The organism is Streptomyces sp. TOM-9, from assembly GCF_056858595.1.
Map to the genome: position 1 here is coordinate 3,681,980 of NZ_JBXEQB010000001.1, position 18,417 is coordinate 3,700,396.

The 18,417-nt window shown below is 72.9% G+C and carries 15 protein-coding genes; 8 read left to right on the forward strand and 7 right to left on the reverse strand.

The genetic code is table 11. From position 1 onward, the window contains the following. Window positions 1–48 precede the first annotated feature (48 nt). On the forward strand, window positions 49–1,215 hold the full coding sequence (locus AC1VWI_RS17220; protein ID WP_499511896.1) for an acyltransferase family protein: 1,167 nt from the start codon (window positions 49–51) through the stop codon (window positions 1,213–1,215). Here AC1VWI_RS17220 and AC1VWI_RS17225 read toward each other — a convergent pair. Further along, window positions 1,196–2,338, reverse strand: coding sequence for a PP2C family protein-serine/threonine phosphatase (locus AC1VWI_RS17225; protein WP_499511897.1), 1,143 nt, complete (start codon window positions 2,336–2,338; stop codon window positions 1,196–1,198). The genes AC1VWI_RS17220 and AC1VWI_RS17225 overlap by 20 nt on opposite strands. Window positions 2,339–2,466: 128 nt before the next feature. Here AC1VWI_RS17225 and AC1VWI_RS17230 point away from each other — a divergent pair, with 128 nt between their 5' ends. Further along, window positions 2,467–3,696: a GNAT family N-acetyltransferase gene (locus AC1VWI_RS17230; RefSeq protein ID WP_499511898.1), complete on the forward strand. Its 1,230-nt coding sequence runs from the start codon at window positions 2,467–2,469 to the stop codon at window positions 3,694–3,696. Between the two features lie 80 nt (window positions 3,697–3,776). On the opposite strand, the gene AC1VWI_RS17235 is transcribed toward AC1VWI_RS17230, so the two are convergent. Together AC1VWI_RS17235 and AC1VWI_RS17240 are read right to left on the reverse strand one after the other, a co-directional pair. Then, window positions 3,777–4,592 carry an Fpg/Nei family DNA glycosylase gene (locus tag AC1VWI_RS17235; RefSeq protein ID WP_499511899.1) on the reverse strand — a complete coding sequence of 272 codons (816 nt, stop codon included), beginning with the start codon at window positions 4,590–4,592 and terminating at the stop codon, window positions 3,777–3,779. Window positions 4,593–4,599: 7 nt separating this feature from the next. After that, window positions 4,600–5,088 (reverse strand): ribose-5-phosphate isomerase, encoded by a 489-nt coding sequence (locus AC1VWI_RS17240; RefSeq protein ID WP_499511900.1) that lies wholly within the window; start codon window positions 5,086–5,088, stop codon window positions 4,600–4,602. A 141-nt stretch (window positions 5,089–5,229) separates the two neighbouring features. Between AC1VWI_RS17240 and AC1VWI_RS17245 the strand changes: the two genes are divergently transcribed. After that, window positions 5,230–6,693: an amino acid permease gene (locus tag AC1VWI_RS17245; RefSeq protein ID WP_499511901.1), complete on the forward strand. Its 1,464-nt coding sequence runs from the start codon at window positions 5,230–5,232 to the stop codon at window positions 6,691–6,693. Here the strand turns inward: AC1VWI_RS17245 and AC1VWI_RS17250 are convergent. After that, the gene (locus AC1VWI_RS17250) at window positions 6,657–8,372 is read right to left on the reverse strand and encodes a serine/threonine-protein kinase (protein ID WP_499511902.1); all 1,716 of its coding nucleotides are present in this window, start codon (window positions 8,370–8,372) and stop codon (window positions 6,657–6,659) included. The genes AC1VWI_RS17245 and AC1VWI_RS17250 overlap by 37 nt on opposite strands. Window positions 8,373–8,708: 336 nt before the next feature. Between AC1VWI_RS17250 and AC1VWI_RS17255 the strand changes: the two genes are divergently transcribed. After that, window positions 8,709–9,299, forward strand: coding sequence for a hypothetical protein (locus tag AC1VWI_RS17255; RefSeq protein ID WP_499511903.1), 591 nt, complete (start codon window positions 8,709–8,711; stop codon window positions 9,297–9,299). 66 nt (window positions 9,300–9,365) lie between these two features. Here AC1VWI_RS17255 and AC1VWI_RS17260 read toward each other — a convergent pair whose 3' ends face one another. Continuing rightward, on the reverse strand, window positions 9,366–9,959 hold the full coding sequence (locus AC1VWI_RS17260; protein ID WP_499511904.1) for a biotin transporter BioY: 594 nt from the start codon (window positions 9,957–9,959) through the stop codon (window positions 9,366–9,368). 263 nt (window positions 9,960–10,222) lie between these two features. Here AC1VWI_RS17260 and AC1VWI_RS17265 point away from each other — a divergent pair, with 263 nt between their 5' ends. After that, the gene (locus tag AC1VWI_RS17265) at window positions 10,223–11,152 is read left to right on the forward strand and encodes a carbohydrate kinase family protein (RefSeq protein ID WP_499511905.1); all 930 of its coding nucleotides are present in this window, start codon (window positions 10,223–10,225) and stop codon (window positions 11,150–11,152) included. A 51-nt stretch (window positions 11,153–11,203) separates the two neighbouring features. Beyond that, on the forward strand, window positions 11,204–11,905 hold the full coding sequence (locus tag AC1VWI_RS17270; RefSeq protein ID WP_499511906.1) for an HAD family hydrolase: 702 nt from the start codon (window positions 11,204–11,206) through the stop codon (window positions 11,903–11,905). A 15-nt stretch (window positions 11,906–11,920) separates the two neighbouring features. Here AC1VWI_RS17270 and AC1VWI_RS17275 read toward each other — a convergent pair whose 3' ends face one another. After that, a complete protein-coding gene (locus AC1VWI_RS17275) occupies window positions 11,921–12,562 on the reverse strand; it encodes a mycothiol-dependent nitroreductase Rv2466c family protein (RefSeq protein WP_499511907.1) in 642 nt (213 codons plus the stop codon). Window positions 12,563–12,722: 160 nt separating this feature from the next. Between AC1VWI_RS17275 and pepN the strand changes: the two genes are divergently transcribed. Both pepN and AC1VWI_RS17285 read left to right on the forward strand, forming a co-directional pair. Further along, window positions 12,723–15,302 (forward strand): aminopeptidase N, encoded by a 2,580-nt coding sequence (pepN, locus tag AC1VWI_RS17280; protein ID WP_499511908.1) that lies wholly within the window; start codon window positions 12,723–12,725, stop codon window positions 15,300–15,302. A 247-nt stretch (window positions 15,303–15,549) separates the two neighbouring features. Beyond that, the gene (locus AC1VWI_RS17285) at window positions 15,550–16,524 is read left to right on the forward strand and encodes a hypothetical protein (protein ID WP_499511909.1); all 975 of its coding nucleotides are present in this window, start codon (window positions 15,550–15,552) and stop codon (window positions 16,522–16,524) included. Window positions 16,525–16,533: 9 nt separating this feature from the next. Here AC1VWI_RS17285 and AC1VWI_RS17290 read toward each other — a convergent pair whose 3' ends face one another. Further along, window positions 16,534–18,276, reverse strand: a complete 1,743-nt coding sequence (locus tag AC1VWI_RS17290) for a TIGR03767 family metallophosphoesterase (protein ID WP_499511910.1) — start codon at window positions 18,274–18,276, stop codon at window positions 16,534–16,536. Window positions 18,277–18,417: the final 141 nt, after the last annotated feature.

Here is an 18,417-nt window from a genome sequence, read left to right on the forward strand (position 1 = left end):
TCCGATCGAGAATTTACTCAGGCAGAGGCGCCCGCTATGGTGCATCAAATGTTCCAGCCCCACCGCACGAACACCCTGTCCCCCGGCAGGACCCAGACCGGGAATTCCGTTCTCCCCGCTCCCCGCACGGAAGCCGCCCCCGCCCCCGGGCCGGCCGCCCCCGCGGGGTCCGCCGCCCCCGCCACCGCCTCCGCGCCCTCCGCCGGGCGCGACCCGTTCTTCGACAACGCCAAGTACCTCGCGATCGTCCTGGTCGCGATGGGCCACGCCTGGGAACCGCTCACCGGGCACAGCAGGGCCGCCGGTGCGCTCTACATCCTCGTGTACGCGTTCCACATGCCGGCGTTCATCGTCATCTCCGGCTACTTCTCGAAGAGTTTCGACGCCCGTCCGGACCGCGTCAGGAGACTGATCACCGGCATCGCCGTCCCGTACCTGCTCTTCGAGGCCGCCTACTCGCTCTTCAGGAACTGGGCCGACGACGCGGCGCCGCAACCGCTCAGCCTGCTCGACCCCTGGTACCTCACCTGGTTCCTCGCCGCCCTCTTCATCTGGCGTCTCACCGCCCCCATCTGGCGCATCGTCCGGCAGCCGGTCGCGGTCGCCCTGGTGATCGCGGCCCTGGCGTCCGTCACCCCGACCATCGGCGACGACCTGGAACTCCAGCGCGTCCTGCAGTTCCTGCCCTTCTTCGTGCTCGGCATGTGCCTGAAGGCGGAGCACTTCCACCTCGCCCGGCGCCGGGTGGTGCGCGTGCTGTCCGTTCCGGCGGGGCTCGGCGCGCTGGTCGTCTCCTACTGGGTGGTGCCCCGGATGGACCGGGCCTGGCTCTACCACCGCACGAGCGCCCAGGAGCTGGGCGCGCCCTGGTGGACGGGGCCGGTCATGACGCTGGCGCTGTTCTGCTGCTCCCTGGCGCTGACGGTGTGCTTCTTCGCCTGGGTGCCGCGCCGCCGCATGTGGTTCACGGCCCTCGGCGCCGGCACGCTCTACGGATACCTGCTGCACGGCTTCCTCGCCAAGGGCTCCCGCTTCGGCAGCTGGTACGACCACGACTGGATCCACACCCCGCTGGGCCAGGTCGCGGTCACCGCGATCGCCGTCGTGGTGGTCACCGCGCTGTGCACCCCTCCGGTGCAGCGGCTGTTCCGCTTCGCGATGGAGCCGAAGATGTCCTGGGCGTTCCGGCCGGCGGCTAGTCCCGGCACACGATGAGCAGGGCGCGGTCGTCGTTGACGTCCTTGGCGACCGCCTCGATCAGCTGCCAGGCCGCGCCGCGGAAGCCGTGCGCGACGTACCGGTCGGCCTCGCCGACGAGCCGGTCGATGCCTTCGGTGATGTCGCGGCCGGCGGCCTCGACCAGGCCGTCGGTGAAGAGCAGCAGGACGTCGCCGGAGCGCAGCGTGCCCTTCACGCTGTTGAACTCGGCGCCGTCGTACACCCCCAGCAGCGGCCCCTCGGCCGCCTTCTCCTCCCAGCGGCCGGTGCCCGCGCTGAGCTGCATGCCCGGCAGGTGGCCCGCGGAGAGCAGCTCGTAGTCGCCGGTCTCCACGTCCAGCACCAGGTGGACGGAGGTGGCGAAGCCCTCGTCCCAGTTCTGCCGGAGCAGGTAGCCGTTGGCGGCGGTGAGGAAGGCGTGCGGCGGCAGTGAGCCGAGCAGGCCGCCGAAGGCGCCGGAGAGCAGCAGGGCGCGGGAGCCGGCGTCCATGCCCTTGCCCGACACATCGGTGAGGACGGCTTCCAGGATCCGCCCGCCCGAGGTGCGGGTGGCCACCACGAAGTCGCCGGAGAAGGACTGGCCGCCGGCCGGCCGCAGCGCCATCTCGGCGTGCCAGCCGTCGGGCAGTCGCGGCAGCCTGCTCTGCACCCGGATGCGCTCGCGCAGGTCGAAGAGCATCGTGCCGCCGCGCATCCAGGGCACGCCGACCCGGGCGCGGAACTGCGCGACGATCAGCCCGGCCAGCGCCACGGCCGCCACCACCAGCACGGTGCCCGGGGTCACCCGGCCGACGCCGTCGCGGTACGGGCCGAGGACGGCGGACTCCACCACCATCGCGGCGGCGCTCGCCCCGTACAGCAGCAGGAGGCTGGAGGGGCGCAGCAGCAGGCCGCCGACAAGGACGGGCAGCACCAGGGTGGTGGGCGGGCACCATTGCGGCGCCAGCACCGTGGCCCAGGCGATCAGCGGGACGCTGATCGTCAGGACGGTCAGGGCGAGCCAGTCGGCCGCGTCGCCGCGGAAGTAGTCCACGGCGGATTTGCGCAGGCCTACGCGGGCCCGGTGGACCGTCCTGCGCCACCGGGCCCCGAATCCGTCTCCTACCGGGCGTCGTGCCATGTTCCCGGCGACCCTATCCACCCTCACCCGTTCTCCGCATCGGAGGTGCCCCTCATGGTGCGCCGATTCGCCGCCATGACCGGCGAAAACCGTTCGCCCGCCCTTGGGGCGACTGGTAGGCAGGGCACATGACGGTGGAATTGCGGGTTCTCGAGTCCGAACAGTGGGACGAGTGGTTCAGCACGCTGGAACGCGCGTTCGGCAGCGCGGTCTGGCCGACGGAGGAGCGGGAGTTCGACCGCGGGGTGACCGAGTTCTCCCGGTCGATCGCGGCCTGGGACGGCGCGGAGGTCGTCGGCACCGCGGGGGCGTTCTCCTTCCGCATGGCGGTGCCGGGCGGCGCCGTGGTCCCGGCGGCCGGCGTCACCATGGTCAGCGTCGCCTCGACGCACCGCCGCCGCGGGCTGCTGACCTCGATGATGCGGCGGCAACTGGACGAGGTGCGCGAACGGGGCGAGCCCCTGGCGGTGCTCACGGCCTCCGAGCCGGCGATCTACGGCCGGTACGGCTACGAGGTCGCCACCCGCCAGACGACCCTGGAGGTCGACACCCTGCGCGCCGGCCTCACCGTGCCCGCGGGCGCCGACGGGGTCACCCTGCGCTTCGCCGACCCGGAGAAGTCCCTGGCGGCCTGCGAGGAGGTCTACGCGCGGCGGGTGCCCACCCGGCCGGGCATGCTGGAGCGGCGGCCGAACTGGGAGCGCAAGGGCGTGCTCGACCCGGAGGCGTTCCGGGACGGCGCGTCGAAACTGCTCTGCGTGGTCGCCGAGCGCGACGGGGAGGTGCGGGGCTACACGCGCTACGCGGTGAAGTCCGCCTGGAACGCAGCCGGACCGGACGGAACGGTGGTGCTGCGCGACCTGGAGGCACTGGATCCGGACACATACGCCGCCCTGTGGCACTACCTGTTCGGCATCGACCTCACCTGCCGCATCACCGCGCGCAACCGTCCCGCCGACGACCCGGTCCTGCACCTGGTCGACGACGTGCGCCGCTGCGGCGTGCGCGTCAGGGAAGGGCTGCTGCTGCGCCCGGTCGAGGTGGGCGCGGCCCTGTCGGCCCGTACCTACGCTGCCCCGCTGGACGTCGTACTGGAGGTCTCGGACCCGTTCTGCCCCTGGAACGAGGGCCGCTGGCGGCTCGGCGGCGACGCCAAGGGCGCCATGTGCGAGCGGACGACGGACGCCGCGGACCTGGCGCTGTCGGTGCGCGAGCTGGGCGCGGCCTACCTGGGCGACGTCTCGCTGACCGCGCTGGCGCGGGCCGGACGCGTGCGGGAGCTTCGGCAGGGCGCGCTGCGGGAGGCCGCGGTGGCTTTCGGCGGCGACGTCGCCCCCTGGCTGCCGCACGGCTTCTAGGTCCCCGCTCGGGGCCATGTCCACCGGCTGGGGCGCTCCCTTGGGCGTGTCCCCGGCCGGCCGCGGGTCCGAGCGGGGAGTCAGCCCCGGACGGGCTGGCAGGCGGGGCACCAGAAGAGGTTGCGCGCCACCAGGGAGGCGGTGCGCACCTCGGTGCCGCAGACGTGGCACGGCATCCCCGCACGGCGGTAGACGTAGACCTCGCCGCCGTGGTCGTCGACGCGCGGCGCACGGCCCATGGCCTCGGGGGTGTGCTCGGGGCGGACGGTGTCGATGCGGTTGTTCCGCACGCCCTCGCGCATCAGGGCCACCAGATCGGCCCAGATCGCGTCCCACCGCGCGCGGTCCAGGTCGCGTCCCGCCAGGTACGGGTCGACGCCGTGGCGGAAGAGGACCTCGGCGCGGTAGACGTTGCCGACGCCGGCGACGACCTTCTGGTCCATGAGCAGCGCGGCGACGCTGGTGCGGCTGCGCGCCACGCGGGCCCAGGCGCGTTCCCCGGTGTCGGCGGGCCGCAGCGGGTCGGGGCCGAGCCGGTCGTGTATCGCCTGCTTCTCGGCCCCGGTGATCAGCTCGCAGGCGGTCGGCCCGCGCAGGTCGGCGTGGTGCTCGTCGGTGGCCAGGCGCAGCCTGACCTGGCCGACGGGGGCCCCGCCCGGCCCGGTGCCGAAGCCCGACTTCCCGTACAGCCCGAGGTGGACGTGGACCCAGCCGACCGGGCCGAACCCCAGGAAGAGGTGCTTGCCGTGGGCCTCCGCGGACTCCATCACGGCGCCGTCCAGGAGGGCGGCGCCGTCGGAGAACTTGCCCTGCGGACTGCTCGCGCGGACCACCCGGCCGGCGAAGCGTGCCTCGTGGTCCGCGGCGAGGCGGTGGATCGTATGCCCCTCGGGCATGCCCGGATCAGCCCTCCTGCGGGTGGTGCGGCGGGATCGGGGGCAGCTCGCCGGTGGTCTCGTACGCGGAGAGCATGTCGATGCGGCGGGTGTGGCGCGGCTCACCCGAGTAGGGCGTGCCGAGGAAGACCTCGACGAACTTGGTGGCCTCGTCGGTGGTGTGCATGCGGGCGCCGACGCTGATGACGTTGGCGTCGTTGTGCTCGCGGCCGAGGGTCGCGGTCTCCTGGCTCCAGGCGAGCGCGGCCCGGACGCCCTTGACCTTGTTGGCCGCGATGGCCTCGCCGTTGCCCGAGCCGCCGATCACGATGCCGAGGGAGCCGGGGTCCGCGGCGGTGCGCTCCGCGGCGCGCAGGCAGAACGGCGGGTAGTCGTCCTGGGCGTCGTAGATGTGCGGGCCGCAGTCGACGGGCTCGTGCCCGTTGGCCTCGAGCCACTCCACGAGGTGGTTCTTGAGTTCAAAGCCGGCATGGTCGGAACCGAGGTACACGCGCATACGGACGAGTGTCGCACGGGCACGCTGGGCGACATGCCGTGGGTGATGCGTGAGGGGGATTTGAGGGTGGCTTGAGGATGGGACAACAAAACGGAATCAAAGGTTCCCACGGCCGCGCCGGGCCGTGTTTCATGCCACCCCATGAGTACACGTCCCCCCACCCCAGTGGCCGACTCCACCGCTGCGGCCCACGAGGCCACGACGGAACAGCAGGACGGCTCGGGCCTGAAGGCCGGGCTCAAGAACCGCCACCTGTCGATGATCGCGATCGGCGGTGTGATCGGTGCCGGCCTCTTCGTCGGCTCCGCCTCCGGCATCGCCGCCGCCGGCCCCGGCATCCTCCTGTCGTACGCCCTCGTCGGCACCATGGTCGTCTTCGTCATGCGCATGCTGGGCGAGATGGCGGCCGCGAACCCCACCTCCGGCTCCTTCTCCGCCTACGCCGACCGTGCGCTGGGCCGCTGGGCCGGCTTCTCCATCGGCTGGCTGTACTGGTTCTTCTGGGTCGTGGTGCTGGCGGTCGAGGCGACCGCCGGGGCCAAGATCCTGGAGGGCTGGGTCCCGGCCGTGCCCCAGTGGGGCTGGGCGCTGATCGTGATGGTCGTGCTCACCGCGACCAACCTGGCCTCGGTGGCCTCCTACGGCGAGTTCGAGTTCTGGTTCGCCGGGATCAAGGTCGTGGCCATCGCCGGCTTCATCGTGCTCGGCGCGCTCGCGGTCTTCGGCGTGCTGCCCGGCAGCCACGACGACGCCGCGGGGCTGGGCAACCTCACCGCGCACGGCGGCTTCCTCCCCAACGGCCCCGGCAAGATCCTCACCGGTGTGCTGCTGGTCGTGTTCTCCTTCATGGGCAGCGAGATCGTCACACTGGCCGCCGGCGAGTCCGCCGACCCCGAGCGCGCGGTCACCAAGGCCACCAACAGCGTGATCTGGCGGATCGGCGTCTTCTACCTGGGCTCGATCTTCATCGTGGTGTCGCTGCTGCCGTGGAACGACCCGTCGATCGCCAAGGACGGCTCCTACGTCGCCGCGCTGAACTCGATCGGCATCGCGCACGCCGGCCAGATCATGAACGTGATCGTACTCACGGCCGTGCTGTCCTGCCTCAACTCCGGCCTCTACACGGCCTCGCGCACGGCCTTCTCGCTGGGCCGGCGCGGTGACGCGCCGAAGGCGTTCGCCCGCACCACCAGGCGCGGTGTGCCGCAGGCGGCGATCCTGGGCTCGGTCGTCTTCGGCTTCGTCGCGGTCTTCTTCAACTACAAGTACCCCGACACCGTCTTCCTCTTCCTGCTCAACGCCTCCGGTGCGATCGCGCTGTTCGTGTGGCTGGTGATCTGCTTCTCGCAACTGCGCATGCGGAAGATCATCCTGAAGGAGGCCCCGGAGCGGCTGCGGGTGCGGATGTGGCTGTACCCGTACCTGACCTGGGCGACGATCGCCATGATCGTGTTCGTGCTCGGCTACATGCTCACCGACACCGCCGACGGCGGCGGCCGGGACCAGGTGGTCGTCTCGGTGCTGGTGGGGCTCGGCGTGGTCGCCGTCGCGGTGGTGCGCCAACTGCTTCACAAGGGCCGGAAGGACTCCCCCACCCGGTCGTAGGCGGCCAGCGCGGCGGACCCGGCCGAAGCCGCGTACCAGACGTTCAGCTGGTACGACTTGCCTCCTTCGGTGAAGCCGAGCTGCCGCGCCCGCCAGGGCGCGCCGGCCTGGGTGAAGGCGTACTCCCACACGACGGCGGGCCGACCGCGGAACGACGTCCGCTCCAGCCGGGTCTTCCGGTAGCCGGGCACGTCGTGGGAACCGGCCTCGAAGGCGCGCCACTGCTCCAGGAGATCGCCGCCCCGCGCGAGTGCGTACGAGGCGGCGATCTCCTGCTGTCCGTCCGGGGCGTGGTAGTGGACGTTGGACGGGCTCTTGGCGCTGCGCGTCCAGCCCCGCGGCGGCTCCCAGGCGAAGCCGGTCTCGTTGCGCTCCCCGGGGGCGGGCGTGCCGGTCGAGGTGCCGGTGGACGAGGTGGCTCCGGTGGACGGGGGACGGCTGGTGCCCGCGACGACGGGGCCCTCCCGATGGCCGGTGCGCGGCGCGGTGAGCAGGACGACGGTGACGGCGACGGCCGCGGCGGCCGCTCCCGCGGCGGTCAGCAGGGCCACCCGGCGGAGGCGTGAGGAGGCCGGGGGGCGCGAGGGGCCCGGGGGCACCGGCGGCACCGCGGGGCCCTGTTCCGGTCCGGGGCCCTGTTCCGGTCCTGGCGCCGGTTCCGGTCCTGGCGCCGGTGATGCCTCCGTGACGCGGCGCTCCCAGCCCGGCGGGACGGCGTCCTGCGGCTCCGGCGCCGCTTCCGGCCCGGCGGCCGGCTCCCGCGCGGCCCGTCCGACGGCAAGCGTCGGGGTGTGCCCCTCCTCCGGGGGCGGCGGCGCCTGCCGGGTGACGACGGTCGGCCCGCCCGGGGGCGCGGCGAGGGCCGCGAGCGCCTCGTCCAGGCCGTCCAGGGTCATCCGCTCCGCCGGGTCCTTGCGCAGCAGGGCCGCCAGGGCGCCGTGGAGCGGCCCGGCGCCGGCCGGCAGCAGGGGCTCCTCGTAGAGCACCGCGTGGAGAGTGGCCAGGGTGGTGGCCCGGGAGAACGGGGACCTGCCCTCGAGGGCGGCGCAGAGGGTCGCGCCCAGGGACCACAGGTCCGAGGGCGGGCCCTGGTGACGGCCCTCCACGCGCTCGGGGGCCATGTAGTCGGGCGAGCCGACCAGCATCCCGGCCATCGTCAGCGCCGTGGCGTCCTGGATCGCCGCGATGCCGAAATCGGTGAGGACGACCCGTCCCCGGGTGTCGATCAGCACGTTGCCGGGCTTGATGTCGCGGTGCAGCACGCCGACCGCGTGCACCTCGCGCAGCGCGCGGGCCAGCCCGGTTCCGATCGTCACGGCCTCGGCCACGTCCACCGGGCCGTCCTGCGCCAGCATCTGTTCCAGGGACCGGCAGTCGACCAGTTCCATCACGATCCAGAGCCGGTGGTCCTCCTGGACCACGTCGTAGATCCGGACCACGTTCGGGTGGTCGATCCGGGCCGTGGCGCGCGCCTCCCGCAGGCTGCGCTCGCGACGGACCCGGGCGTCCTCCGCCTCCATGTCGTCCAGTCGCATCTCCTTGACCGCGACCTGCCGGTCCAGCACCTCGTCGACCGCCCGCCAGACGCGGCCCATGCCGCCCTGGCCGATCGGCTCCCCCAGTCGGTAGCGGCCGGCCACCAGCCGGCCGCGCACCTCACCACCCGCATTTCCCACCATGCCCGGACTCCCCACTGCGGGAAGAATTCCCCATGCCCCTCAATTCCTGTCCGGTGGCCCGCAATTCACGCGGGGACCGGGACAGAAGTATGAACTTGCCACCATGACAGCATAGTTGCCCGGAATCTTGTGGTACCTCTCTTCAGATACCGCTGATGCGGGGCAGAAGGGGGAAGAACAATGCGCCTTTTCAATCGGCGAATTCATGTTCGGAAATCGGCCGCGGCGGCCGCGGTGCTGGCGCTGGCGTTCGCCGGACCGGTGTACGGTGCCGAGCCCGTGCCGGGCAGCGGCCAGGGGGGTACGCCTGGTCCGAGCGCCCCGGCCGGGGTGAAGGTGAGCACGGAACTGCCGTCCAGGATCTCCGTCGACAACACGACCGGAAAGACCTCGATCACGGCCCGGGTGGTCAACAAGGGTGACGCGCAGTCCCCTCGGCTCAGGCTCCTGGTGGTCGGTTTCGACGCCCTCGCGGTGACCGCCGTGCAGGGCTGCAACCCGATTCCGAAGGCGCAGCTCCCGGACGGTTCCAACAGCGGATTCAGCTGCGCCGTCGGGAAACTGGCCGCGGGGAAGAGCAAGACCTACACCGTGTCCGCGACCTACGACCTCCAGGGCAAGGGCAAGATCTGCCTGCCCGTGATGCTCGGCGACACCGGCACCCTGCTGTGGCAGCAGGGACCGGTCCCGTTCGGCACCAGCAAGCCCACTCCGAACGCACCCGACACCCCGCTGCTGCTGGGCACCGACAACGTGCCCTTCGGCCCCGACACCTCCGCGGGCGCCAGTCCCTCCGCACCCGGCACGCTGCCGGACACCGGCGCTCCCGGCCGCACGGCCGTCCTCCTGCTGGGCGGCGGCCTGTTGCTGGCCGCGGGCGGCGCGGGCCTGTGGCTGACCCGGCGCGGGCCGGCGCCGCGGCACTGAAGGAGAACGGGTGGGGGCGGGGCCTTCGCCCCGCCCCCACCCGGGTGCGTCGCAGGTCGTGACCGGTCAGTCGCGCCGGCCGACCAGCTTCCAGGCGGCGGGCAGCGCGCCCATGGCGAGGGCGGCCTTCACCGCGTCGCCGATCAGGTACGGGGTCAGGCCCAGCGCCACGGCCTGGCCCAGCGTCAGGTGCGCGGCCAGCGCGAGGTAGGGGACACCCACGGCGTAGGTGACGGCGCTGCCGGCCACCATGACGCCGGCCATCCGCCACACGCTGCGGTCCGCGCCCCGCCGGGCCAGCGCGCCCACGAGCGCCGACGCCAGCGCCATGCCGAGGATGTAGCCGAAGCTCGGCGCCGCCGCGCCCGACGAACCCTCCGCGAACCACGGCACGCCGGCGACACCGGCGACCGCGTACAGCGCGAGCGCCAGGAAGCCGCGGCGAGCCCCGAGGGCGGTGCCCACCAGCAGCGCGGCGAAGGTCTGGCCCGTCACGGGCACCGGCGACCCGGGGACCGGGACCGACAACTGCGCGGCCAGACCGGTCAGTACGGCGCCACCGGTGACGAGTGCCACGTCGCGCAACCGCGACGCGGGGATGAGGTCGGCGAGGACCGGGTGGGTCCGTACGGCGGAAGCGGCGGGAACTGCGCTGGCCATCGGGTGACTCCGCGGGGTGAGGGTCGGTTCGGGACACCGTGACGTTAACCCGCGTCGCCCCCGCCGATCATCGTCCGCCGATCACAAAGGCCTGATCACGGCGTTGGTCGGCTTCCTACAAGGATGCGGCGCCGGGCGTGAGCTTCGTCACCCGGGCCTTAGTGGGGTTTCTCCAATCGCCGCCGGAGCGGCGCCACCGGCCGGGTCCGGCACCGCTCGGACACCGCTCCGGCGCCCGTACGACGGCCTCCTATGCTGCCCGCATGAGCGCTCCGTCCTCCCCCTCCCGCGTCGGCGTCGTCGGCGAGGTCCTCGTCGACCTGCTGTGGCGTTCCGGGGAGCGGCAGGTCACCCCCGTGCCGGGCGGCAGCCCGGCCAACGTCGCGGTCGGCCTGCACCGGCTCGGGCGGCCCACCACCCTGGTCACCACGTGGGGCGACGACCCGCCCGGCGAGCTGGTGCGGGCGCACCTGGAGTCCACCGGGGTCGAGGTCGTCCGCGCCACGAGCCCGGCCGGGCGCACCACACTGGCGATGGCCTACCTGGACCGGGACGGCTCCGCCTCCTACGACTTCCTGGCCGCGTGGGACCCGGAGCGGCTGCCGCTGCCCGCGGACACCGCGGTGCTGCACACCGGTTCGCTGGCCGCGGTGGTCGAACCGGGTGCGACGCGGGTGCTGGAACTCTGCCGCGACCTGCACGCCCTGCCGGGGCGCACCGTCGTCGCCGACCTCAACGTGCGGCCGGCCGTCCAGCCCGACCGGCTCGCCTACCGCCGGGCGTGCCTGCGGCTGGCCGGGGTCACGGACGTGGTCAAGGCCAGTGACGCCGACCTGGCGTGGCTCTTCCCGCGGCTCGCCCCGGAGGAGGCCGCCCGGGCGCTGCTCGCCGAGGGGCCGCGGCTCGCGGTCGTCACGCTGGGTCCGGACGGCGCGTTCGCGGTGACCGACGGCGCCCTCGTACGGGTGGCCGCGCCCGAGGTCGACGTCGTCGACACCATCGGCGCGGGCGACGCCTTCCAGGCGGCGCTGCTCGACGCGATCGCCGGCGAGGGCGTCCCGGCCTCGCGGGAGGGGCTCGCCGCGGTACTGGAGCGCTGCGTCACGGCCGCGGCGCTCAACTGCACGCGGGTGGGCGCCGATCCGCCGTCCCGCGCGGAGCTGGACGCGGCCCTCGCCGGACGGCACGCGTAGCGCGCGGAAAATGCGCGGCCTCCGGCGGCAGGTGCTGGATACCCTCGCGGGATGGACGAGGCACGGCTGACCGGACAGGTACTGGTCTTCGACGCGGACGACACGTTGTGGGAGAACAACGTGGTCTTCGAGCGGGTCATAGAGGACTTCCTGGACTGGGTGGACCATCCCGTCCTGGACCGCGCGCAGATCAGGGCGCTGCTCAACGAGATCGAGGCGGCGAACGCGGTCGTCCACGGCTACGGCAGCAAGGTCTTCCTGCGCAGCCTCGGCGAGCTCCTGGAGCGGCTGCGGGAGCGGCCCGTCACGCAGGCCGAGCTCCGGCGGGTGGACGAGCTGGCGGTGGCCTTCGTGGAGCACCGGGTGGAGCTGATGCCCGGTGTGGCGAGCACGCTGGAGGAGCTGGGCACCCGCCACGAGCTGCTGCTGCTCACCAAGGGCGACGAGGAGGAGCAGGCGCGCAAGGTGGCCGCCTCGGGGCTGGCGGACCGCTTCCGCGGGGTGCACATCGTGCCGGAGAAGGCCGCGGACACCTACCGCGCCCTGCTGGCGGAGTACGGCTACGCGCCGGGCAGGAGCTGGATGATCGGGAACTCCCCGAAGTCGGACATCCTGCCCGCGCGCGAGGCGGGGATGAGCGCGGTGTTCATCCCCAACGAGAACACCTGGGTGCTGGAGCAGTCCGAGCTCGACCCGGCCGACGGGCGGGTGCTGCGGCTGACGGCCTTCCCCGAACTGCTCCGGCACTTTTGAACCGGACTGGCCGCCTCAGTCGAAGACGGGGCCCTGGTCGCGGGTCCGCTTGATCTCGTAGAAGCCGGGGGTCGACGCGACGAGCAGGGTACCGTCCCACAGGCGGGCCGCGGCCTCGCCCTTGGGCGCCGGGGTGACGACCGGACCGAAGAAGGCGATCTGCTCGCCGTCGGCGCCGGGCACCGCGATGACCGGGGTGCCGACGTCCTGGCCGACCTTGGAGATGCCCTCCTGGTGGGAGGCGCGCAGCTCCTCGTCGTAGGCGTCGCTGCGGGCGAAGTCGGCGAGGTCGGCGGGCAGGCCCGCCTCCTCCAGGGCGGCGACGATGACGTCGTGGTCCTTGTGTCCCAGGCCCTGGTTGTGGATACGGGTGCCCAGCGCGGTGTAGAGGGGGCCGAGCACCTTGCTGCCGTACTTCTGCTCGGCGGCGATGCAGACGCGGACCGGGCCCCAGGCCGTGGTCAGGAACTCCCGGTACTGCTCGGGCAGCTCGTCACGGTTCTCGTTGAGCACCGCGAGGCTCATCACGTGCCAGCGCACCTCGACGGGGCGCACCTTCTCCACCTCCAGCATCCAGCGTGAGGTCATCCACGCCCAAGGGCAGGCGGGGTCGAACCAGAAGTCCACCGGGGTGGGGGTGGTCGTGGTCTCGGTCACGGTTCTCTCCTCTGGGCATGATGCGGTGACACGTGGTCCGCAACGCGCAACGCCCCCGGTGCCATCCCCATTCCCGTGCGCCGTCGTCAGGGCCGACGTGCGAAGATGCGTGGCGTCCACAAGACAGATCCCACGACGGCGTGCGAAGGATGGAGACCCCGTGCCCGGTGAGAACCTCACGCGTGACGAGGCCCGAGAGCGGGCACGGCTGCTGGCCGTGGACGGTTACGAGGTCGCCCTCGACCTGCGGTCGGCGCTGCGTCCGCAGGAGCCGACGTTCCGGTCCGTGACCACCGTCAGGTTCCGCTGCACGGAGCCCGGCGCGTCCAGCTTCGCGGACCTGCTGGCGCCCTCCGTCACGTCGGTGACGCTCAACGGCCGGGAACTGGACCCCGCGGTGGTCTTCGACGGGACGCGGATCGCGCTGGACGACCTGGCCGCCGAGAACGTCCTGGTCGTGGACGCGCAGTGCGCCTACAGCCGGACGGGCGAGGGCATGCACCGCTTCACCGACCCCGAGGACGGCGAGGTCTACCTCTACACGCAGTACGAGCCGGCCGACGCCCGCCGGGTCTTCGCCGACTTCGAGCAGCCCGACCTGAAGGCGCCGTTCACCTTCTCCGTCACCGCGCCCGAGTCCTGGGTGGTGCTGGGCAACGAGCGTGTCACCGGGGTCTCCGACGGCGGCGAGACCCGGCGCTTCGCGCCGACCCGCCCGATCTCCACGTACATCACGGCCGTCGTCGCCGGGCCGTACCACATGGTCCACGACACCTACCGGCGCGCGCTGCCGGACGGTTCCGAACTGGAGATCCCGCTGGGGGCGCTGTGCCGCAGGGGCCTCGCCCGGCACTTCGACGCCGAGGAGATCTTCACCGTCACCAAGCAGGGCCTGGACTTCTTCCACGACCACTTCGGCTACCCGTACCCCTTCGGGAAGTACGACCAGGCCTTCGTGCCCGAGTACAACATCGGCGCGATGGAGAACCCGGGGCTGGTCACCTTCCGCGAGGAGTACGTCTTCCGCGGCAAGGTCACCCAGGCGTCCTACGAGGGCAGGGCGAACGTCATCCTGCACGAGATGGCGCACATGTGGTTCGGCGACCTGGTCACCATGCGGTGGTGGGACGACCTGTGGCTGAAGGAGTCCTTCGCCGACTTCATGGGCGCGTTCTCGCTGGTGGAGGCCACCCGCTACAAGGAGGGCTGGATCACCTTCGCCAACCGCCGCAAGGCCTGGGCCTACCGCGCCGACCAGCTGCCCTCCACCCACCCGGTCACGGCCGACATCCGCGACCTGGAGGACGCCAAGCTCAACTTCGACGGCATCACCTACGCCAAGGGCGCCAGCGTGCTCAAGCAGCTGGTCGCCTACGTCGGGCGGGACGCCTTCCTGGAGGGCGCGCGCCGCTACTTCCAGCGCCACGCCTACGGCAACACCGAGCTGGGCGACCTGCTGTCGGTGCTGGCGGAGACCTCGGGGCGCGACATGGCCGGGTGGTCCCGGTCCTGGCTGCAGACCGCGGGCGTCAACTCGCTGACCCCGCAGGTGACGTATGACGCCGACGGACGGATCGCCGAGCTGGCCGTGGTGCAGCAGGCCGCGCGCTCGCACCCCGAGCTGCGCCCGCACCGGGTCGTGGTGGGGCTCTACCGGCACACCGCGGACGGCACCGTGGAACGCTACGCGCGCGCCGAGACCGACGTCGCGGGCCCGCGCACGGTGGTGGGCGAGCTGGCCGGGGCGGAGCGGCCCGACCTGGTGCTGGTCAACGACGACGACCTGACCTACTGCAAGATCCGCTTCGACGAGGACTCCCTGGCCACGGTCCGGGGGCACCTGGGCTCGCTCACCGACCCCATGGCCCGCGCCCTGGCCTGGTCCGCGGTGTGGAACATGACCCGCGACGGCCTGATGCCCGCCCGCGACTACCTCGGCCTGGTGCTGCGCTTCGCCGGCGCCGAGACCGACATCGGCGTCCTGCAGGGGCTGCACATGCAGGCCCGTACGGCCCTGCACGACTACGCGGCACCCGCCTGGCGCGGGCAGGGCGGGCGCGAGCTGGCGGACGGCGCGCTGCGCGAGCTGCGCGCGGCGGCCCCGGGCAGCGGCCACCAGCTGGCCTGGGCCCGCTTCTACGCGGCCGTCGCCTCCGGGGACGCCGGGGCGGACGTGCTGCGTGGGCTGCTCGACGGCACCGAGAAGATCGACGGGCTCGAGGTGGACCAGGAGCTGCGCTGGACCTTCCTGGAAGCGCTGGCCGCCGCCGGCGCTGCCGACGAGGCCGCCGTCGCGGCGGAACTCGCCCGGGACGACACCGCCTCCGGCAAGCGGCACCAGGTGCGCTGCCTGGCGGCGCGGCCCTCCGTGGCCGTCAAGGAGCAGTGCTGGGCGTCGGTCGTGGAGTCCGACGCGCTGTCCAACGCGCTCGTCGAGGCCACCATCGCGGGCTTCGACCAGGCGGGCCAGCGCGAGCTGCTCGCCCCCTACGCGGACCGCTACTTCGACGTGATCGGGCGGGTCTGGAAGGAGCGCTCGATCGAGATCGGCATGGCGGTCGTCCGCGGGCTCTTCCCGCACCACCAGGACCGGCCCGCCACCCTCGACGCCGCCGACGCCTGGCTGGACGGGCACGCGGACGCGCCGCCGGCGCTGCGCCGGCTGGTCGCCGAGTGCCGTGACGACCTCGCGCGGGCGCTGCGGGCCCAGGAGCGGGACGCGGCGGCGGGGGCGGTCTGAGGCCTCCCTCCCGGAAGGGAACAGGTGACCGGTCACCCCAATGGCGTACGTGGGGTACCGCCCGGCCCCGGTGGTGCGGCAGCATCGCCAGGGCCGGGGAGCAGGTGAGGCAAGGCCGGTCACCCGGATAGGTGAAAAATGGCACTCGGCAACCGAACGTCTGAACTTTAGTGCGGGGATGTCCGCATTTGTCGACGGTACGGTAACAGCCGTTAGGCTCGCTGAGGGATGCGGGAATCCACCCGGCATGAACCACAACATCCCCCTCAGCCCCCGCCCCCTCGACCACCTCTCCCGTACCCGGCCGACGGTGCTGTCGGCCCGGCAGTTGCGGGAGCACGGCGTCACCCCCGAGACGCTGGCCGAGCGCTGCCGTCCCGGCGGCCCCTGGCAGGAGGTGCTGCCCCGGGTGTACGTCCTGCACCGCGGGCGGCCCACCGGCGACGAGCGGGTCCGGGCGGCTCTGCTCTACGCGGGCCGCGAGGCGATGGTCACGGGCCTCGCGGCGCTCGCCCTGCACCGCTTCTCCTCGGTGCCGCCGCTGGTCGGCCTGGACCGGATCGACCTGCTGGTGACCCGGCAGCGCAGGCTGCGCGCCGTGGGTGACGTGGGGCTGGTGCGCACCACCGCGCTGCCCCGGCCGCGGGAGGTGCAGGGCATGCCGTGCGCGCCGCTGCCCCGGGCGCTGGCGGACGCGGTGGAGGAGCTGGACGACGCCCGGGCGGTCCGCCAGGTGCTGACCGAGGCGGTGCGCGGCGGCCACTGCGAGGCGACCGCGCTGGTCGGGGAGCTGAGCCGGGCCCGTCTGCTGTCCCGGCCGCACGTGGTCGAGGCGGTCGACGCGCTGGTGGCCGAGGGCCGGGCGATCGCCGAGAGCCGGCTGTACACGATGGTGCGCTGCTTCGGGCTGCCCGATCCGCTGTGGAACGTCGACCTGCGGCTGCCGGGCGGCCCGCACCTGGGCGGCGTGGACGCGTACTGGCCGGAGCACGCGGTCGCGGTGGAGCTCGACGCCCGCGTGCCCCGGCAGGAGGACGACGCCCTGTGGGGCGAGTACGCCCGCAAGCGCGAGCACCTGGAGCGGCTCGGCATCTCGGTCGTGCACATCACGCCGCGCAAGCTGCGGGAGTCCCTGGAGCAGCAGGCCACCGTCGTCCGTACGGCCCTGATGGCCGCGACCGACCGCGACCCCGCGTCGTGGGTGGTGGTGCTCCCGCGGTGAGCGCGGCGGTCAGCGCTTCTTCAGCAGCAGCTCCACGTTGCGGTCGCCCGGCTCTCCGGAGAGCGTCGCGCGGGCTCCCGGGGAGTTGAACGCGAGCTCGCGGTAGAGGGCGGCGAGTCCGGTCTGCGACAGGTCGGTGAAGTCGGTGCGGTAGGGGGCCGCGGACTCCACGAGCGTGCAGAGCAGCGAGAGCGTGCCGTCGTGGTTGTCGGTCAGCTCGACGATCCGGGCCAGCTGCGGGTGGTCGACGTGGGAGGCGGTGGAGACCTCCCAGAAGGTGCCGTGCGGGACGATCTTGTTCTTGTGGCTGTGCCCGTTGATCCAGGCGGCGACGTTGCGGTGCCTGCCGAGCAGCGCGAGCACCTCGTCGCCACCGTGCCGCCGCTCGCTGGGGCGGGCGGGGTCGCGGATCAGGTTGGTCATCGACCAGCTGGCGTGGTGGCTGAAGACCAGGACCGTGTCGTCGGCGTGCGTGGTGAGCGTCCGGTCCAGCCAGTCCATCTGGGCCGTGCCGAGGGAACCGCGGTAGTCGCCGCCCCGGTCGGTGGTGTCGAGGCTGACGCCGAGCACGCCGTCGGAGATCCGGAACGTGTAGTGGAGCAGGCCGGAGTCGAGTTCGGCCGTCGTGTAGCCGTGGCCGACGGGACCGGCGCCGGCGTGCGCCGGGTCCAGGTGGGCGGCGATGTACTCGCGCGGGGTGACCGGTGCCCGGCGTTCGTCGGGGGTGACGGTGCGGGCGCCGGACTTGTAGCGGTTCCATGCCTGGCGGAAGCGGGCGCCCTGGGGGTCTGGCCCCTCGCGCAGGAACGCGTTGACGGCTTCGGCCTCGGCCGCAGGCAGCGAGAACAACTTGCGTGAGCCGAGCGCGAGGTCGTGGAAGAAGGACGAGGCGGCGTACGAACCCCCGTACAGCTGGTCGTGGTTGCCGATGGTGGAGTACCAGGGGACGTTCAGCCCGGGGCTGTTGAGCTCGCGGACCGCCGCGGCCAGGAAACCGGGCAGGCGGGGGTAGCCGAGCGCCTTGTCGACGTCGCGCAGGGCGGCGTCCGGCTGCCAGAAGCCCTTCAGCCCGGAGTCCTGGACGCCCTCGTAGTGGCCCGGGTCGCCGGAGTCGGGGGTGAAGCGGCCACCGCTCATCACCGTGAGGAACCAGTCCAGTTCGATCCGCGAGTTGTTGTCGGTGTTGTCGCCGGTGGTCATGACGAAACCGATGGGCGTGCCGGTGGCGGGCCCGTGCCGCAGGGCGTTGACCCGCTCGACCAGGGAGACGGCGCCGGTGTTGGTGAGCGCCTCCTGGGGACGCCAGCCCGTGGAGGCGGCGGAGCGCAGGAACTCGTAACGCTGCGGGTTCTGCACGTCCGTGAGGTGCAGGTCGGTGAAGTGCACGAAGCAGGACAGGGGCGTACGGCGCCCGGTGCGGCCGCTCTTGGCGGCGCCCAGTTCGGTGCGGACGACCCGCTTCCACCCCGGGCCGTCGGCGAGCCGGCGATAGCCCCCGCTGCCGCGCGGCGAGGCGACGGACTGGAGGGTCGTGCCGGCGGTGAAGGGCTCGGCGGCGGCCGGAGCGGACGGTGCCGACGGGGCGGCACCGGAGGCGGGTTCGGCGCCGGGTTCGGTGCCGGGCGGCTGCGCCTTCGCGTCGCCCGAACCGGGGACGAGGGCGAAACCGAGCCCCGCGCCCAGGGCGGTCACACCCGAGGCGATCAGGACATTGCGGCGGCTGAGGACGGCAGCGGACACGGGACCAGGCATGGCGGGTTCCCCCGGTTGACGGTGGCTGCGGCGGCACCGCGGTGCCGCTCCTCACCGGATCGTTGGCACCCGGGATGGCCTGCGGTGCAACGGAAACGGAACGTCCGGCACCCATCTCCGGACATGGATCAGCAGTCCTCC

Bases quoted from the DNA above. Each gene is read 5' to 3' on its own strand.
- AC1VWI_RS17220 (WP_499511896.1), top strand. From the start codon at position 49: ATGTTCCAGCCCCACCGCACGAACACCCTGTCCCCCGGCAGGACCCAG.
- AC1VWI_RS17225 (WP_499511897.1), bottom strand. From the start codon at position 2,338: ATGGCACGACGCCCGGTAGGAGACGGATTCGGGGCCCGGTGGCGCAGG.
- AC1VWI_RS17230 (WP_499511898.1), top strand. From the start codon at position 2,467: ATGACGGTGGAATTGCGGGTTCTCGAGTCCGAACAGTGGGACGAGTGG.
- AC1VWI_RS17235 (WP_499511899.1), bottom strand. From the start codon at position 4,592: ATGCCCGAGGGGCATACGATCCACCGCCTCGCCGCGGACCACGAGGCA.
- AC1VWI_RS17240 (WP_499511900.1), bottom strand. From the start codon at position 5,088: ATGCGCGTGTACCTCGGTTCCGACCATGCCGGCTTTGAACTCAAGAAC.
- AC1VWI_RS17245 (WP_499511901.1), top strand. From the start codon at position 5,230: ATGAGTACACGTCCCCCCACCCCAGTGGCCGACTCCACCGCTGCGGCC.
- AC1VWI_RS17250 (WP_499511902.1), bottom strand. From the start codon at position 8,372: ATGGTGGGAAATGCGGGTGGTGAGGTGCGCGGCCGGCTGGTGGCCGGC.
- AC1VWI_RS17260 (WP_499511904.1), bottom strand. From the start codon at position 9,959: ATGGCCAGCGCAGTTCCCGCCGCTTCCGCCGTACGGACCCACCCGGTC.
- AC1VWI_RS17265 (WP_499511905.1), top strand. From the start codon at position 10,223: ATGAGCGCTCCGTCCTCCCCCTCCCGCGTCGGCGTCGTCGGCGAGGTC.
- AC1VWI_RS17270 (WP_499511906.1), top strand. From the start codon at position 11,204: ATGGACGAGGCACGGCTGACCGGACAGGTACTGGTCTTCGACGCGGAC.
- AC1VWI_RS17285 (WP_499511909.1), top strand. From the start codon at position 15,550: ATGAACCACAACATCCCCCTCAGCCCCCGCCCCCTCGACCACCTCTCC.
- AC1VWI_RS17290 (WP_499511910.1), bottom strand. From the start codon at position 18,276: ATGCCTGGTCCCGTGTCCGCTGCCGTCCTCAGCCGCCGCAATGTCCTG.